Here is a 15199-nt window from a genome sequence, read left to right as displayed (position 1 = left end):
CTCGGAAGCGTTGCGGATTAGGGACAAGCGGGACTCAGCAGGCCTTCCACACGTACGACTTCGACCCCGGGGCCGTCACGTCGCGGTCGCGCTGCACCACCGAGACCTTGCTGCCGTGGCTGTTGCAGGCCTTGGTGAAGCCGCTCTGATCGTACTCGATCACGATCACGTTGTTACCGTACGTAGCCGTGTACGCGCCGCATTCGCCCCAGGTGCCGCACTCCTCCGCCACCGCGAAGTCGAAGCCTGCCTTCTTCGCCTTGGCCGTGCTCAGCTCCGCCGTGTTCTTCTGCCCGATCGCCAGGCCCTTGCCGTGCGCGTAGGCGGCGAGCGACGCCGAGTACGCCACCGCCTGGTCCTCGGTGAGCAGCCCGTTCGACCGCGTGTAGGTGTCCAGGTTGTCCGGCTCGACCGCCTTGAAGCCCTTGGTCGCGCACTGGTCGATCCAGCCGCCGACGATCGTGGTCAGCGCGGTGCGCTTCGCGTCCGTGGAGAAGTCCAGGAACAGCTCGCCCCAGTCCTCATCCTCGACGATCTTGCCGTTCTTGTCCTTCAGCAGCAGCTCGGGGTGGTTGGTCTTCCACCACGACTCCGCGTCCGGCTGGGTCTGGAACGCGTTGACGTAGCAGATGTTGTAGATCCCCGCGGCCGGCGTCGCGGTGTAGTCGCGGCTGACCACGGTCACGCCGGACGGCGGCGTGTAGGGCCCGCCGATCTGGTAGTCGAACGTCGCGTTCGCCGGCGGCGTCGCGAACGTGCCCGGCTTGGTCGCGGACGGTGACGGCACCGGGCTGGCCGGAGCCGAGGTCGACGGCGCGGGCGCGGGTGCGGAGGCCGACGGCGCGGCGCTGCTCGGCGCAGGGCTCGGTGTCGCGCTGGAGGTGACGGACGGTGACGGTTTCGCGGACGCGCTCGCCACCGGCTTCGGGTGCCACCGGTCCCACCAGGGGCGTCGCGTAGCCGCGTTCGCCGTCCCGATCCCGACACCGAGCGTGATGACCACGGCGGCGGCGACCCCCACGCCGATCGTGACCCGCTTGCGCTTGGACGCCATCGATATATCTCCTCGAGCCTTGGTGACAACTCCACCCGATGAACGCCGTGGTCGTCGCCCCCTGCTGCACGAGATCGAGAAAAACTTTCCGTGACGCCCTGAACACCCAAATCAAGATCAAAATCTCGCCACGGTACGGCCGGAGCTTCCACGGCCCCGGCCGTGTCCTCGGCCCGCTCCGTCGGCGTGTCCGCAGCTCGCAGCGCCCGCAGGTGCCGGTCAGGCGCCGATCGCCGTGTAGGCGTCGTCGATCAGTGTGCGGAGTTCCGGGCTGCCCGGCTCGCGCGTCCACCGGTCGAACGCGGCCTGGAACAGCCCCAGCCCCGCCTCCGTGTGTGCCGCCGCGACGAACCCGTCCACGCCCGGCCCGGTCAGCGCACCGGTCAGCGCGGCAGCCCACGACCGCATCTTCCACAGCTCCCGCTCGGCCAGCTCCGGCGTGGCCCGCACGACCGCAGCCCGAGCGCTGAGCTGCTCACGCCGCGGCTCGAAATCGGCCGCGATCGCCCACAACGCATGCCGGACCGCGTCGCCGGGTGTCCGCGGCCCGTGGCCGAGCGCGTCCAGCAGCAGCTCGCGCAGCCGGTCTCCGTCGCCGAAGAGCACGTCGCGCTTGTCCCGGAACTGGCGGTAGAGCGTGCGCTCGGTGACCCCGGCCCGCTCCGCGATCGCGACGGCCGTCACGGACGCGTAACCGTGCTCGGCGAACAACTCCAGCGCGGCCCGCTGCAGACGCTCGCGGCTGGTCGGGTGTGGCACACCTGACACCGTACCAGCGATGTCAGATTCTGACTTTCACGCCTAGTCTCTATGTCAGAAACTGACATTTGGAGGCCGCATGACACGACCGGACGTACACGCGCTGCTCGGCTACCTCGCCGGCCAGGACAGCATCGAGACCCAGACCCCGCAGCAGGCCAGGGACGGTCTCGCCGCCTCGGTGCCGCTCGCGGACCTGCCCGCGCCGGCGATCGCGGTCGAGCGCGCGCTCACCATCCCCACCCGATCGGGCGGCATCCCCGGCCTGCTGCTCGACCCGCGCACCGACCGCGGACCCGGCCCGGTGCTGGTCTGGTTCCACGGCGGCGGATTCGTCACCGGCGGCCCGCACACGCACCGCAGCTTCGCCATCGCGCTCGCGCACCGCCTCGACCTGCCGGTGGTCCTGCCCGGCTACCGGCTCGCCCCGGAACACCCCTACCCGGCCGCGGTCGAGGACGCGGAGGACACGGCCCGCTGGGCGGCGGCGCTTCCCGGCACCGGCACGCTCGTGCTCGGCGGCGACAGCGCCGGCGGCACGCTCGCCATCGTGACCGCCATGGCACTGCGCGGTGACGTGCCGGTCGCGGCCCACCTGGTCATCTACCCCGCGACCGACCTGACCCGGCCCTATCCGTCACACGCCGAGTTCGCCACCGGCCGCCTGCTCACCGAGGCCGGACGCCGCTGGTACTACACGCACTACCGGCCGGACGCCGCCTCCTGGCGGGCCTCGCCGCTCATCGGCGACCTGGCCGGTCTCCCGCCGGCCGTGATCCTGACCGCCGGCGAGGACCCGGTCCGCGACGAGGGCCGCGCCTACGCCGCCGCACTCGTCACCGCCGGCGTCGACACGGTCTACCTCGAGGCGGCCGGCGTCATCCACGCGTTCGTGCTGCTCCGCCGCGCGATCCCGTCGATCCAGGCCGATCTGGAGCGCGCCTTCACCGCGCTGGAGCAGCTGCTGGCCCGCTCCTGAGCCGTGAGGCTGCCGGGCACGCTATTTCGTGGCCGAACCCCCATGCCGGGGCCCGGTAGAGTGGGGGAGTCCATCCAAGCGGAGGTGATTGCGGTGCATCCGGTCTAGCGACGGCCCCAGCCCGGGGCGTCACGGAGCCGAAAGGCGACCGCATGAGCAGGACCGACAAGACCCGCCCCTGGTGGGTCCAGATGGCCGACGCCCCGATGACGGCGTGCCGGCCGCACCACGACCACCGATTCGGCCCCTGCACGCTCCCCGCCGACATCACCCGCGACACCGCCTGGCTCGGCGACCGCCGCTCGGCTTGCTACTGGACCGGCACCTGGTCCTACTGGTACCGCCGCGTCGAGAGCCACGGCTCGGCCGAGTGGGCCTTCATCTGCCGCACCGAGCGCCGCCGTAGCCGCCACGACGCCCGCCGCGCCCTGCGGCGTTACCGCGCCGAGGACTGAAGTCTTCAAAGGCCACACCGCATCCGGGGTACGCCGTGCGCCCGGCCGCGGTGTGGCCACCACCCCTGCATCCGCTCGGGCCGCGCAGTCGGCCGACGTGCCGCTTTCGGCCGACGTGCCGCCTCGGGCAGGGTGCTGCTTTCGCGTGTTGTGCGGCTTTCGGCTGAGGTGCAGCTCGGGCGTTGTGCCGCCTTTGGTCGATGTGCCGCTTCGGGCGACGCCCTGCTCGGTGCTGGGGTTGCGGCCGGGCCTGCCGAGTACATCGAGCTTTCCGTGCCTCGGTGCTTGGCGCCGACGGCGACCGCCGAGCGCTCGACACCCGACATTTCGGCATATCGTCGGCGGCAGGCAGTTGGGCCATGATCGTTGTTGCGCTCACTGTCCTTTCCGGCGGGCTGAAAGGACAGTGAACGCAACAACGATCATGCATGGCCTGTGGTCGCCCGCAGCAGGCCCGGAAACGCCGGCGATCTTCGAGCCGCCGGTTGCCTGCGCCAGATCCCAGCCGTGGACGGCCAGGTCGCTGACCAGCATCTTCACAGCCTCGCGACCGCACCATCCCAACTCTGCGGACGCGGTGACCACGTCATCTGAGCTTTCGCTGTTGGGATCCGGACACCCTTGACCAACCGGGCACCCCGTGACCGAAATATCACAATAAGGCGGGTGTCAGCGATCGCTGGCGGTTCGCTTACCTGGCTTTGATGCGGTAGCCCACAATGGCCGGGCCGGGGCTGGCGTCCAGGTGTCTACTCGGTCCGCGGCCTGAGCGCGGCGTATGCGGGGCGTGCACGGATCGCCCCGTCGTGCCGACCGCTCGCGCGTCCCATGCTCGGCCCGGATCGGCGGCTTGGCGAGGAATCCAGGACCGCACGGGTTTTCCGGTGCACGGCGGAACCGGCTCCTCGCGTCGTGCGGAGCGCCAGCGGAGCCCGACGCGAGGTTTGCCCGCGGGAGCAGCGCTGCCGAACCACGCTGGAAGCGGGAAAGCAAGATTTTGACCTTGGATTGCCTTCCGGCCTGTGTGAATGTCGGCGGCGAAACGCGGGCCGGGCCATCGCGCCGGCGGGATCGGGGTCTGGGGTCGCCCCCAGGGCAAGCTCAAGCAGGCAGTTGACTGCCTAGAGTGGAGTCATGCTGAAGGTCGAGCGCTCCGGGCATCTGCTGGCGGCCGTCCCCGAGCCCGGCCTGCGCCGCTCGCTGGTGGAGAGCCTGAGCCGGTCCGGCTATCGCGTCGACGCGGTGGGCAGCGGGGCCGCGGCGATGGAGCTGCTGGCCGGCGACCACTTCGACCTGATCATCGTCGACGTGGAGATCCCGGACGTGTACGACCTGGCCTGCCACCGCCCCGTGCTCGCCGACCGCCCGCCGGTGCTCGCCGTGACCACCTGCGAGGGCCTGGACCAGGTCGTTCCCGAGGTCGGCGCCGCGGTCGGCGACTACGTGACGAAGCCCTGCCAGACCGCGGAGCTGCTGGCCCGCATCCAGGTGCTGCTGCGGCCGAGATCCGGTCTGCGCTACGCGGACCTGCGCCTCGACGAGGCCGCCTGCCAGGCCTGGCGCGGCGACCGTGACCTGCGCCTGACCCCGGCCGAGTATCGGCTGCTCAAGCACCTGATGCTGCACGCGGGCCGGGTGCTGAGCAAGACCCAGCTCGCCTACCACCTCTGGGACACCACCCGCGACGACAACACCATCGAACGCCTGGTCTCCCGCCTCCGCCACAAGGTCGACCGCGCCGCCCCGCCGCTGATCCACACCCGCCGCGGCTTCGGCTACTGGCTGGGGGCCGCCGCCGCGTGACGTGTTCAGTCGTCGAGGTACGCGTCCCAGTCCGGCCCGCCGGCCGCTCGTCGGATGCCACGAGACGCACGCGAAGCTCCTGCTCCCAGCCCAGCGCCCACCGCCTCAGCTCGGCGATGTCCTCCGCATTCAGGCCGTACGCGGCGTAGCCGTTGTCGGCGCGGTCGACGGCGACGCTGAGCCGGTCGGCGAGTCGTGTGCGTCGGTGAACGCGAGCTGGGCCAGGCGCAGGTGAAACGGCTCCATGCGGAACTCAGGCGGCGAGGGCTGGGAATTTGCGTTCCCAGCGGCGGGTGATCTGGGAGGTGGTGGCGCGGCGCAGGCGGGGCCAGTCGGTGCGGAGCAGGGACGGGTTGATGTAGGCGCAGACGTCGTCGAGCTGTCCGCAGTCCAGCAGTACCGAGTAGAGCGTGAAGCGGTCGCCGGGGTCGGCGACGTCGAACGAGGCCGGGCCGGACCAGGCGAGACGGTTGGGCAGGTGGACGGTGCCCTCGGCGGGGCCCTGCAATGACTTCCAGCTGTCCGGGATGCGCGCGTCCACGCCGGCGAAGCGGTCGGGCAGGTCCATGGCGCCCATTATGCGCCCCCTCCGTTGTCCGCGGTTTGTCAGGTTTTGGTCCGGAGGGTGTCAGGGCGGGCTGTTTGCATGGGTTCATGACTGAGGAGACAGTGCCGTACTACCCGATGGAACGCGAGGCGCGGTGCCCGTTCGCGCCGGCGGCGGGGATCCGGGAGATGCCGCCGGTCGGGACGGTGCGGATCTGGGACGGCAGTACGCCGTGGTTCGTCACCGGGCATGCGGATCAGCGTGCGCTGCTGAACGACCCGCGGCTGAGCATCGACGAGAAGAAGCCGGGCTATCCGCACATGACGAAGGGGCGGGCCGCGGCGGCGCCGCACATCCCGAACCTGATCACGAACACGGATCCGCCGGAGCACACGCGGCTGCGCCGTACCGTGAACGGGCCTTTCATGGTCAAGCGGGTGGAGCAGTGGCGGCCGCGCATCCAGCAGATCATCGACTCGCTGATCGACGACATGCTGGCCGGGCCGAAGCCGGCCGATCTCGTGCAGGCGATCGGGCTGCCGGTGCCGACGCTGGTGATCACCCGGATTCTCGGTGTGCCGTACGAGGACCACGGGTTCTTCCAGGGGGCCAGCAGCCGCGCGATCAGCCACGACACGGAGCCGGAGGTGGCGGCGGAGTCCGGTCGCGCGCTCGGTGCGTACCTCGGTGATCTGCTCGTCAAGAAGATGGACGCGCCGGCCGACGACGTGCTGTCCGAGATGGGCGCGCGGGTCAAGGCCGGCGAGATGAGTCATGCCGAGGCGGTCACCATGGGCAGCGCGATCCTGATCGCGGGCCATGAGACCAGCGCCAGCATGATCTCGCTGGGCACGCTCGCGCTGCTGCACGAGCCGGACCAGCTGGCGCTGCTGCGCGACAACAGCGACGACCCGAAGTTCGTGGCGAACGCGGTGGAGGAGCTGCTGCGATACCTGACGATCGTCCACACCGGAATCCGGCGGATCGCGGTCGAGGACATCGAGTTGCACGGCACCACGATCAGGAGCGGCGACGGCGTGGTGTTCGACCTGTCCGGCGCGAACTACGACCCGGCCGAGTTCCCGGACCCGGGCCGGCTGGACCTGACCCGCCCGGCCCGCTCGCACCACGCGTTCGGCTACGGCGCGCATCAGTGCCTCGGCCAGTCGCTGGCCCGCGTCGAGTTGCAGGTCGCCTACGGCACGCTCTACCGCCGCATCCCCACGCTCGCGCTGGCCGTGCCGTTCGAGGAGGTGCCGTTCGCGATGGAGGGCGTCGCCTACGGCCTCAGGTCGCTGCCGGTGACCTGGTGATGCGCGTCGAGTTCGACGAGCCGCGGTGCGTCGCGGCCGGCCAGTGCGCGATGATCGCGCCGGACGTGTTCGACCAGCGCGACGACGACGGCGTGGCGATCGTGCTGGACGCCGAGCCCGGCCCGGACCTGCACGACGGCGTCCGCGAGGCCGCGGCGGTCTGCCCCGCGGCCGCGATCCGGCTGGTGGAGGCGTGAGCGTCGTCGTGGTGACCGGGGCGGGCGGCATGGGCCTGGCCGTCGCCCGTCGCCTCGGCAGCGGATGCACGGTGCTGCTCGCGGACGCGTTCCCCGCCTCGCTGGAGCGTGCGATCAACACCATGACCGCCGAGGGGTACGACGTGCGCGGCCACCTGACCGACGTCTCCGACGCGGCGGCCGTCGCCGGGCTGGCGAAGGCCGCTGCGGACATCGGCCCGATCGGCGCGGTGGTCCACACGGCGGGTGTCTCCGCGGCCACCGCCACGATCGGGCAGATCATGGCCGTGGACCTGGCCGGCACCGCGCACGTCATCGACGCGTTCGGGGAGGTCGCCACGCACGGCACCTCGCTGGTCTGCGTGGCCAGCATGGCCGGTCACTACGCCACGCTGAGCCCGGTGCAGGAGCGGGCGCTCGCCCTCACGCCGTCGGCGGAGCTGCTCGGGCTGCCGGTGGTGGCCGCGGCGGGGACGCCGGTGGGCGCGTACATCGTGGCCAAGCGCGCCAACCAGGTGCGCGTGCAGGCGGCGGCACTGGACTGGAACCGGCGCGGAGCCCGGATCAACACGATCAGCCCCGGCATGATCGCGACCGCGATGTCCCGTGCTGAGGCGGACAGTGGGCACGACATGATGGCGACGCTGGACGCGTGCGGCATCGGGCGTACCGGCACGCCGGCCGAGATAGCCGAGGCGGCCGCGTTCCTGACCGGCCCGGCGTCGCGCTACATCACCGGCACCGATCTGCTGATCGACGGCGGGCAGGCGGCCTGGCTGCGCTGGCACCGCTAATTGCGTTGCGGGGCCTGTCAGTCTGGATCCATGGGGGCGGTACTGATCACCGGTGTGTCCGGGGCGGGTAAGAGCACGATCGCGGCGTTGCTGTCCAGCCGTGGCGCGTGCGCGGTCGACGCGGACGAGGACCCGGCCATGACCCGCTGGGAGGACGAGGACGGCAACCCGGTGACCACGGTCGGCACCGACAGGGAGTGGCTGTCGCGGCACCGGTGGATGTGGAACCCGGCGCGGCTGGACGAGCTGATCGCCGCCGCCGCGCCGGGCACGCTCTTCCTGTGCGGCAACGCCACGAACGACCTGGCGCTGTGGGACCGCTTCGACCGGGCGTACCTGCTGGTCGTCGACGAGCCGACGATGCTCGCCCGGCTGGACGACCCGCGCCGCGACAACGCGTTCGGCCAGGCGCCGGACGAGCGCGCGTTCCTGCGCTCCTGGCTCCCCGGCTTCCATGCCACGCGCCTGGCGCTCGGTGCGATCCCGGTCGACGCGGCCCGGCCGCTGGAGACGGTGGCGGACGAGATCCTCTCGGCGGAGAAGACCGCCTGACCGTCCTGCGTGAGCGTTATGCGGGTAGGCCCCGGGTGGCGCGGCTGGCCTCCTCCGCGATCGGCCAGTGCGTGGTGGTGACGTCCGTGACGCCCGGCGCGCCGGTCAGCTTCCGGAACACCGGCGAGGCCAGGAACTCGTCCATGTCGGTCCTGTCCCGCCACACGTAGAAGCCGCCGTAGCGGCCGTCCTCCGCGTCGTCGAGCCACACCTTGGAGAGCAGGCGTTCGTGCCCGGCGAAGTACGGCGTCGCGGACCGGACGAGCTCCTCCGCGGTGGCGCGGGTGGTCCGGTAGGTGATGAGCAGCGCGTGCATGTGGTGATCCTTCCGATCGAGTCGCCGCGCAGCCTACCAAGTACTAGGTAGGCAATAGGATGGCACCCATGACCGACACCGTGACCAGGCTGCTCGACGCCGCGGAGCGCCTGATGAAGGCGCGCGGCTGGGTGGCGGTGAGCTACCGCGACCTGGCCGCCGAGGTCGGCATCCGGTCGGCCAGCATCCACCACCACTTCGCGGCCAAGGCCGACCTCGGCGAGGCGCTGACCAGGCGGTACACCACACGGTTCATGGGCGCGCTGCACGGCCTCGACACGATGGGCGACCCGGTCGGGCAGATGCGCGCCTACGTCGGCCTGGTCCGCGACGCGCTGCACGGCGGCACCACCATCTGCCTGTGCACGCACATGATCGTCGACTACGACCTGCTGCCCGACGGCGTACGCACCCAGATCGCCGCGTTCACGGACGACCACGTCGACTGGCTCACCGACGTGCTCCGGCGCGGCGAGCAGGAGAAGGCGTTCCGGGCGTTCGACGACGTACGCGTGACCGCGCACTCGATCTGGTCCGAGCTGCAGGGCGCGCAGATCCTGGCCCGCACGTTCGCCGACATCGGCCGCTTCGACCTGGTCGCCGACAACCTCCTCCGTGGACTGACGCGGTGAACGGCCCGTTCGTCGGCGTCAGCGCGGTCGTGGTCCGCGACGGCGCGGTGCTGCTCGGCCGGCGCCGCGGCGCCCACGGCGACGGGACCTGGGCGTTCCCCGGCGGCAAGGTCGCGCCGGGGGAGGAGCCGCACGTCACGGCCGGGCGCGAGCTGGAGGAGGAGACCGGGCTGCGCGCCGCGCGGATCAGCCAGATCATGTGGACCAGCGACGTCTTCCCCGCCGACGGCCTGCACTACGTGACGCTGCACCACCTGGTCGAGGCCGACGGCGAGCCCGAGGTCCGCGAGCCGGACAAGGCACACGAGTGGGTGTGGTGGCGCGACCTCGACCGGCTGCCGTCCCCGATGTTCGGACCCGCGGCGGCGCTGTGGGCGACGGGCTGGCGCCCGCCCGTTTAAGCTCCCGTGCTGTGAGGCTGAGCATCGACTTCGGCACATCGCACACGGCCGCGGCCGTACCCGGGCGGACGTTGCTCTTCGACGGCCAGTCGCTGCTGCCGTCCGCGGTCTGCCTGGCCGGCGACCGCCTGCTGACCGGCCGCGATGCGCTCCAATGGGGCCGCAGCCACCCGGAGGCGTTCGAGCCCGCGCCGAAACGCCGCATCGACGACCGGGTGCTGCTGCTCGACGGCCGCGAGATCCCGGTCGCGGACGTCATCGGCGCGGTGCTGGCCCGCGCCGCCGCCGAGGCCCCGGAACGCCCGCGCGAACTGGTGCTGACCCACCCGGCCACCTGGGGACCGCACCGGCGCGCCGTGCTGGAGCACGCGGCCGCGGCCGCCGGTCTGCCCGCGCCGGAGCTGCTGCCGGAGCCGGTCGCGGCCGGCCGCGCGCTCGGCGCCACGGTGCCGGAAGGCCAGAGCATCATGGTGTACGACTTCGGCGGCGGCACCTTCGACGCCACCGTGATCCGCCGGGACGGCACCGGCTTCACCGTGCTGGCCACCGAGGGCCTGCCGGACGCGGGCGGGCTCGACATCGACGAGGCGATCCTGGTCGTGCTGGCCGCCACCGTGCCCGGCGCGTGGGGGCGGCTGCTGGTCCCGGAGACGCCGGAGGACCGGCGCGCGGCACGGCAGGTCCGCGAGGAGGCGCGCGGCGCCAAGGAGATGCTGTCCCGCACCACGACCGCGACGATCTACGTGCCGCTGCTGGACCAGGCCGTGGTGCTGGGCCGCGAGCAGCTGGAGACGCTGGCCCGGCCGACGATCGAGCGGACCGTGACCGCGACCCGGTCCGTGCTGCGGGCGGCCGGGGCGGAGGCGCCGGCCGCGATCGTGATGGTGGGCGGGTCGAGCCGGATCCCGCTGGTCGCGACGATGCTGCACAGGGCGTTCGGCGTGCGGCCGACGGTGGTGGAGCAGCCGGAGAGCGTGGTGGCGCTGGGCGGCGCGGGCGAACCGGCTCAGCCTTCTCCGGCACCGCCGGGACCCGTCGTGAATCCGCGCCCGGCCCGGCCGGCATCCACATCGGACGGCGGCACCGCGCCGCGCAGACCGCGGCCCTGGCCCGTTCTCGCGCTCGTGGCGCTGCTGGCCGCGCTCACGCTCGTACCCTTTCTGATTCCCGGTCTGTGGTCTTCGAAGGACCCCGATGCCACCGGTACGCCGACGCCGACCACCCCGACGCGATCTCCGACGAGTGCCGCCTCCGTTCCGGCAGCTCCCGCGCTCTACCCCAGCCCGCGGGACGTCTGCCTGAGCCTCGTCGGCACCCGCGCCCACGCGCTGCTGGGCGGCGACACGGTCGTCATGCATCAGAGCCCTGACCCGACGCCGAACGGCAGCGGCTACTGCGTGTGGGGCTACAACGGCCTGAACGACCGCGCCGAGTACCGGGCCGCCGAGGTCACCTGGTTTCCCGACGAGGCGGCCGCGCGGGAGCAGACGGTCCGCGCGCTCGACAGCCTGGGCTGGTCACCGCCGGAATGGATCTCCGCGACGGCCGCGCCGCTGCAGAACGGGCCGGGCCAGGAGGCGTTCCGCTACACGTGGCGGATCACGGCGGACGGCACCTCGATGGGCGTCCTGGTCCGGGACCGGAACCTGCTGGTACGCATGTGGGTCTCGCCCAAGGGCGACCGCCTCCGCGACGATCCCGCGGTCTTCGACGCGCTGGCCGGCGACATCGCGGACACGCTCACCCGGCTCGACGGCGCCTGATCACCGCGGTAGGCATCACAGCAGCCGTCCGAGTGCGTCCGCGTCCGGCGACCCGGGCGCGGCCTGATAGGTGATGATCACCTGTTCCGGGGCGCCCGCGACGACCAGCGACTGCCGGCGCAACGCCAGCGGCCCCACCACCGGATGGTCGAACCGTTTGAGCTCGTCACGGGTCGGCCGCACGTCGTGCCGCTCCCACATCTCCCGGAAAGCCGGATCGGCCAGCATCTCGGTGACGATCGGGTCCTGCGGGCCGGCCTCGGCGCGCAGCGCGGCCACGGTCTGCGCCGCGATCTGCGCCCAGTCCGGGAACAGCGCGCGGGCGGCCGGATCCAGGAACATGCCGCGCACCAGGCTCCGGCCCGGCGTGTAGAGCGGGCTCAGCGCCATCGCGGTCTTGTTCGCGGCCAGCACGTCGAGGCGCCGGTTCCGCACGTAGGCCGGCTGCGCCCACGAGTCGATCAGCTGCTGCACGTCGTCCGAGACCGTCGTCGCGGTCACGCCCGGGGCCGGGGCGGCCAGCGCGAACAGGTGCGCGCTCTCGTCCGCGTCCAGGTGCAGCGCGCCCGCCAGTGCCCGCAGCACCTGGCCGGACGGGTTGCGGTCGATGCCCTGCTCCAGGCGGATCAGATAGTTCGTACTCACGCCCGCGAGCTGTGCCAGCTCGTCGCGGCGCAGGCCCGGCACGCGCCGGCGCCCGATCGGCGTCAGGCCCGCCTGTGCCGCCCCGATCCGCCCGCGCCGTCCCTTGATGAAGTCGCCCAGCGCGTTGTCACCGCTCACCGCTCGCAGCCTATCCCCTGGCGGGGTGCTGGCTGGGCGCCGAGCGCCGGGGGAGCGTGGAGGCATGAAGACATGGTTCATCACCGGTGCCTCGCGTGGCTTCGGCCGCGCCTGGACCGAGGCCGCGCTCGCCCGGGGCGACCGGGTCGCCGCCACCGCCCGCGATCCCGAGACGTTGAAGAAGCCGGCGGAGTCGTACCCCGGAATGCTTGTGCCTCTGACACTCGACGTGACCGACCGGGCCGCCGTGTTCGCCGCCGTCGACGAGGCGGTGAGCGCGTTCGGCAGGCTCGACGTGGTGGTCAACAACGCCGGATACGGGCTGTTCGGCATGGTCGAGGAGACGACGGAGGCGCAGGCCCGCGCACAGATGGAGGTCAACTTCTTCGGTGCGCTCTGGGTGACGCAGGCGGTCGTGCCGATCCTGCGCGCGCAAGGGGCCGGTCGCCTGCTGCAGGTGTCGTCGATCGGCGGCGTCGGCGCGTTCCCGACGCTGGGCATCTACAACGCGTCGAAGTGGGCGCTGGAGGGGATGAGTGAGGCGCTGGCCGCGGAGCTGGGCCCGCTCGGACCGGCCGTCACGATCGTCGAGCCGGGCCCGTTCGGCACGGACTGGTCGGGCGCGTCCGCGGTCCACACCACACCGATCGACGCGTACGAGCCGATCCGTGAGGCCCGTCGCGCGGGTGCCGTGGCCAGGACGCCGGCCGATCCCGCGCTGACCGCCCCGGTCATCCTGCAGCTGGCCGACACTGCCGACCCGCCCCTGCGCCTGTTCCTCGGCCCCTACCCCTATCCGGTCGCCGAATCCCTCTACGCTGCCCGCCTCGCCACCTGGCACGACTGGCGCTGGCTGGCGGAACAGGCTGCCTGAGGAGCCACCTACGGCTGGCGGTCGCCGGTCACGGAAGGACGCAGGGAGAGCGTGGCGTGCAGCTGACCGAGCCGGACGGTGGTGTCGAGAAAGTCCCAGACCGTCTGGTCGACGTTACCAGCCGTCTCGATGTCGTGGCGGAGCTCCCCATAGACCTGCTCGGCCTCGGCGGCGAGCTCCTCTGCGCGGGTGGCGTGCTGTTCCGGGGTCATGCGGCCATGCTGTCATCCGTACGCCACGAATTCAGCCTCATGCCGCGATCCTGCCCGCTGTGCGCCGACCGGCGGCGAGCACCCGGCCGGAAGACAGTGGCACACACCGTCAACGGAAAGGGTTCAGGACGGTTGCACCGACGGCGATGACGCGTCGCCCCGGTCCAGGATGTAGTACGTCCACTGGGCGCGGAACTCGACGATGTAGCGGTACCGGTGGATGGCGGCGGGCCACCAGGAGGCGGCGTCCGCCGATTGGTACTGGAGGAACGGCTCCGGTTCAGTCGAGTCGGTGAAATCCGACGGCGGCTTCATCCGGCCGGCCTCCTCCCAGCTGACCCACACTTCGATCGGCAGCTCGTCGCCGACCGTGTCGTAGGTCAGAAAACCGGGGGTGTCCTCGAAGGGGACCCCGCGGTCCGGATCGGTCCGGGGGTCCCTCACGAGCGTGACCCGGGCCGCCTCGGAGGCCGCGATCATCGCGTCGATCGAGGCGGCGCCGTTGCGGTCGGTGCCGAAGAAGAAGGACTCGCTCCGGCCACAGGTCAGCGGCGGCTCGGGCTGGAGAAAGTTCAGGGGGCTTCCGCCCGCCCTGCACCAGTCGTACCACCCGTGCCCGAGCGGATCGGCACCGGCGGCCCTGCCGAGGGCGAGGACGCGCCCCGGCAACGCGTCCGCCGCCACCGTGCGCGCCTCCCGGGCCTCGGGGCTGTTGGCCGCCTCCTCCGACTCCTCGGCGCTGGGCGCGCACCCGGTCAGCACGAGCGCGGCAACGAGCGCGGGCAGCATCCGCAGCCAGGAGTTCGAGGACACGGCCGACCATCGGCAGCGCCGCGCGCGGGTTTAGCGTGGCGCGACCAGAACCTGCACCGAGCGGAGATCACGGTGGGCGGCGTGGACCGTGGCGATCTCGGCCAGCGCATCGCGACCGAGCGCGCGATAAGCGCCCAGGAGCAGATCAAGACCGTTCTGCCGGTACGCGTCGCGGTCGAGCCAGTGCAGTTCGGCGCCGACCGCGAGCGCGAGCGCGGGCCGTCCCGCGTCCAGCTCCTGCCGGGCCTCGGCGATCCACGCGGCGGCCCGCTCGGCATCCTTCCGGAACGCGTCGAGCCGTTCCCCGGAGGCCGCGGCCCGCGGATCTCCGCTGCCCGGCGGCAGCAGCGGCATCGGCGCGACCGCGAGGTGAGCCCGCCGCGCGGCGACCGGTCCGGCGGAGGAAGCGGCCTCGTACCAGTCCAGCGCCTCGATCAACGGCCCGACCCGCGCCGCTTCCTCCTCCTCGTCCCCGTAGTCCCGCAGGAACCCCTCGACCCGCTCGCGTGCCACGCCGAGCAGCGTCGTCGCGCCGGACAGCCAGGTCTCCCCGGAATCCCGGGCGTAGTTGTAGGCGATCGCGCCCGGCAGCTGCGCCGGATCGTCGTACCAGAGCCCGTAGTGCAGCCCGTCCGTGTCGCCGCCCATCACGGTCACGAACTCCGCCGCGTCACACCGGAACCGCGCGTGCAGCCGCTCGTCGAGCCCGTCCCGCCCGCGCAGGTCGAGCCCGCCGTCCCGGAACAGGTCGGTGACACCCCACGGCGACAGGCCGATCTCGTCGAGCGCGTCCCCGTCGCTGGCCGCCAGCGCGGCGAACACGGCGACGTGCCGGGGCAGCCGCAGCCCCCATACCCGTTGCACCCGCGCCTCGACCTGCGGAAACCGTTCGGTCATGGTGGCCAGCGCACTGTCTCGCGACGTCATGCCGAGATGCTAACGGCTCAACCGT

20 protein-coding genes are annotated in these 15199 nt (G+C 72.1%); 11 read left to right on the top strand and 9 right to left on the bottom strand.

What is annotated here, in order from left to right:
• Window positions 1-34: 34 nt before the first annotated feature.
• Both OP04_RS39165 and OP04_RS39160 read right to left on the bottom strand, forming a co-directional pair.
• Complete coding sequence (locus OP04_RS39165; protein ID WP_033345025.1) at window positions 35-1054, bottom strand: endo alpha-1,4 polygalactosaminidase; 1020 nt, start codon at window positions 1052-1054, stop codon at window positions 35-37.
• A gap of 219 nt (window positions 1055-1273) precedes the next feature.
• Window positions 1274-1813 (bottom strand): TetR/AcrR family transcriptional regulator, encoded by a 540-nt coding sequence (locus OP04_RS39160; protein WP_033345024.1) that lies wholly within the window; start codon window positions 1811-1813, stop codon window positions 1274-1276.
• A 79-nt stretch (window positions 1814-1892) separates the two neighbouring features.
• Here OP04_RS39160 and OP04_RS39155 point away from each other — a divergent pair, with 79 nt between their 5' ends.
• Both OP04_RS39155 and OP04_RS39150 read left to right on the top strand, forming a co-directional pair.
• Window positions 1893-2792, top strand: a complete 900-nt coding sequence (locus tag OP04_RS39155) for an alpha/beta hydrolase (protein WP_033345023.1) — start codon at window positions 1893-1895, stop codon at window positions 2790-2792.
• Window positions 2793-2944: 152 nt separating this feature from the next.
• Window positions 2945-3247: a hypothetical protein gene (locus OP04_RS39150; protein WP_033345022.1), complete on the top strand. Its 303-nt coding sequence runs from the start codon at window positions 2945-2947 to the stop codon at window positions 3245-3247.
• A 375-nt stretch (window positions 3248-3622) separates the two neighbouring features.
• Here OP04_RS39150 and OP04_RS54005 read toward each other — a convergent pair whose 3' ends face one another.
• Window positions 3623-3787, bottom strand: a complete 165-nt coding sequence (locus OP04_RS54005; protein ID WP_198154138.1) for a hypothetical protein — start codon at window positions 3785-3787, stop codon at window positions 3623-3625.
• Between the two features lie 594 nt (window positions 3788-4381).
• On the opposite strand from OP04_RS54005, the gene OP04_RS39145 reads away from it, so the two are divergent.
• Window positions 4382-5050, top strand: coding sequence for a response regulator transcription factor (locus OP04_RS39145; RefSeq protein ID WP_033345021.1), 669 nt, complete (start codon window positions 4382-4384; stop codon window positions 5048-5050).
• A gap of 253 nt (window positions 5051-5303) precedes the next feature.
• On the opposite strand, the gene OP04_RS39140 is transcribed toward OP04_RS39145, so the two are convergent.
• Entirely contained in the window at window positions 5304-5618 is a 315-nt protein-coding gene (locus OP04_RS39140) for a hypothetical protein (protein ID WP_157240960.1), read from the bottom strand.
• A gap of 86 nt (window positions 5619-5704) precedes the next feature.
• Here OP04_RS39140 and OP04_RS39135 point away from each other — a divergent pair, with 86 nt between their 5' ends.
• Genes OP04_RS39135 through OP04_RS39120 form a run of 4 tightly spaced genes read left to right on the top strand, consistent with a single transcriptional unit; the run spans window position 5705 to window position 8453 of the window.
• Window positions 5705-6910 carry a cytochrome P450 gene (locus OP04_RS39135; RefSeq protein WP_033345019.1) on the top strand — a complete coding sequence of 402 codons (1206 nt, stop codon included), beginning with the start codon at window positions 5705-5707 and terminating at the stop codon, window positions 6908-6910.
• Window positions 6910-7107 (top strand): ferredoxin, encoded by a 198-nt coding sequence (locus OP04_RS39130; protein ID WP_033345018.1) that lies wholly within the window; start codon window positions 6910-6912, stop codon window positions 7105-7107. The genes OP04_RS39135 and OP04_RS39130 overlap by 1 nt, the downstream gene beginning before the upstream one ends.
• A complete protein-coding gene (locus tag OP04_RS39125) occupies window positions 7104-7901 on the top strand; it encodes an SDR family oxidoreductase (protein ID WP_033345017.1) in 798 nt (265 codons plus the stop codon). Before OP04_RS39130 ends, OP04_RS39125 begins: the two co-directional genes overlap by 4 nt.
• A 30-nt stretch (window positions 7902-7931) precedes the next feature.
• Complete coding sequence (locus OP04_RS39120; protein WP_033345016.1) at window positions 7932-8453, top strand: AAA family ATPase; 522 nt, start codon at window positions 7932-7934, stop codon at window positions 8451-8453.
• A gap of 16 nt (window positions 8454-8469) precedes the next feature.
• Here OP04_RS39120 and OP04_RS39115 read toward each other — a convergent pair whose 3' ends face one another.
• On the bottom strand, window positions 8470-8769 hold the full coding sequence (locus tag OP04_RS39115) for a YdhR family protein (RefSeq protein ID WP_033345015.1): 300 nt from the start codon (window positions 8767-8769) through the stop codon (window positions 8470-8472).
• A 68-nt stretch (window positions 8770-8837) separates the two neighbouring features.
• Here OP04_RS39115 and OP04_RS56065 point away from each other — a divergent pair, with 68 nt between their 5' ends.
• From OP04_RS56065 to OP04_RS50575, 3 genes are read left to right on the top strand one after another with little or no spacing between them, the layout of a single operon-like run.
• Complete coding sequence (locus OP04_RS56065; RefSeq protein ID WP_033345014.1) at window positions 8838-9401, top strand: TetR/AcrR family transcriptional regulator; 564 nt, start codon at window positions 8838-8840, stop codon at window positions 9399-9401.
• The gene (locus OP04_RS39105; RefSeq protein WP_033345013.1) at window positions 9398-9802 is read left to right on the top strand and encodes a nucleotide triphosphate diphosphatase NUDT15; all 405 of its coding nucleotides are present in this window, start codon (window positions 9398-9400) and stop codon (window positions 9800-9802) included. Before OP04_RS56065 ends, OP04_RS39105 begins: the two co-directional genes overlap by 4 nt.
• An 11-nt stretch (window positions 9803-9813) precedes the next feature.
• Entirely contained in the window at window positions 9814-11565 is a 1752-nt protein-coding gene (locus OP04_RS50575; protein WP_051799758.1) for an Hsp70 family protein, read from the top strand.
• Window positions 11566-11580: 15 nt separating this feature from the next.
• Here the strand turns inward: OP04_RS50575 and OP04_RS39095 are convergent, their stop codons facing one another.
• Window positions 11581-12348, bottom strand: coding sequence for a helix-turn-helix domain-containing protein (locus OP04_RS39095; protein WP_033345012.1), 768 nt, complete (start codon window positions 12346-12348; stop codon window positions 11581-11583).
• Between the two features lie 64 nt (window positions 12349-12412).
• Between OP04_RS39095 and OP04_RS39090 the strand changes: the two genes are divergently transcribed.
• The gene (locus OP04_RS39090) at window positions 12413-13222 is read left to right on the top strand and encodes an SDR family NAD(P)-dependent oxidoreductase (RefSeq protein WP_033345011.1); all 810 of its coding nucleotides are present in this window, start codon (window positions 12413-12415) and stop codon (window positions 13220-13222) included.
• Window positions 13223-13230: 8 nt separating this feature from the next.
• Here OP04_RS39090 and OP04_RS39085 read toward each other — a convergent pair whose 3' ends face one another.
• The 3 genes from OP04_RS39085 to OP04_RS39075 form a co-directional block, all read right to left on the bottom strand.
• Window positions 13231-13434, bottom strand: a complete 204-nt coding sequence (locus OP04_RS39085; protein WP_033345010.1) for a hypothetical protein — start codon at window positions 13432-13434, stop codon at window positions 13231-13233.
• 123 nt (window positions 13435-13557) lie between these two features.
• Window positions 13558-14247, bottom strand: coding sequence for a hypothetical protein (locus tag OP04_RS39080; RefSeq protein ID WP_033345009.1), 690 nt, complete (start codon window positions 14245-14247; stop codon window positions 13558-13560).
• A 30-nt stretch (window positions 14248-14277) separates the two neighbouring features.
• Window positions 14278-15174 (bottom strand): ADP-ribosylation family protein, encoded by an 897-nt coding sequence (locus OP04_RS39075; RefSeq protein ID WP_033345008.1) that lies wholly within the window; start codon window positions 15172-15174, stop codon window positions 14278-14280.
• Between the last annotated feature and the right edge of the window lie 25 nt (window positions 15175-15199).

Origin of the sequence: Catenuloplanes japonicus (assembly GCF_000717135.1) — a bacterium.
In the GTDB taxonomy this organism is placed as follows: Bacteria; Actinomycetota; Actinomycetes; order Mycobacteriales; family Micromonosporaceae; genus Catenuloplanes; species Catenuloplanes japonicus.
This window is presented reverse-complemented; position numbering and strand designations above follow the sequence as displayed.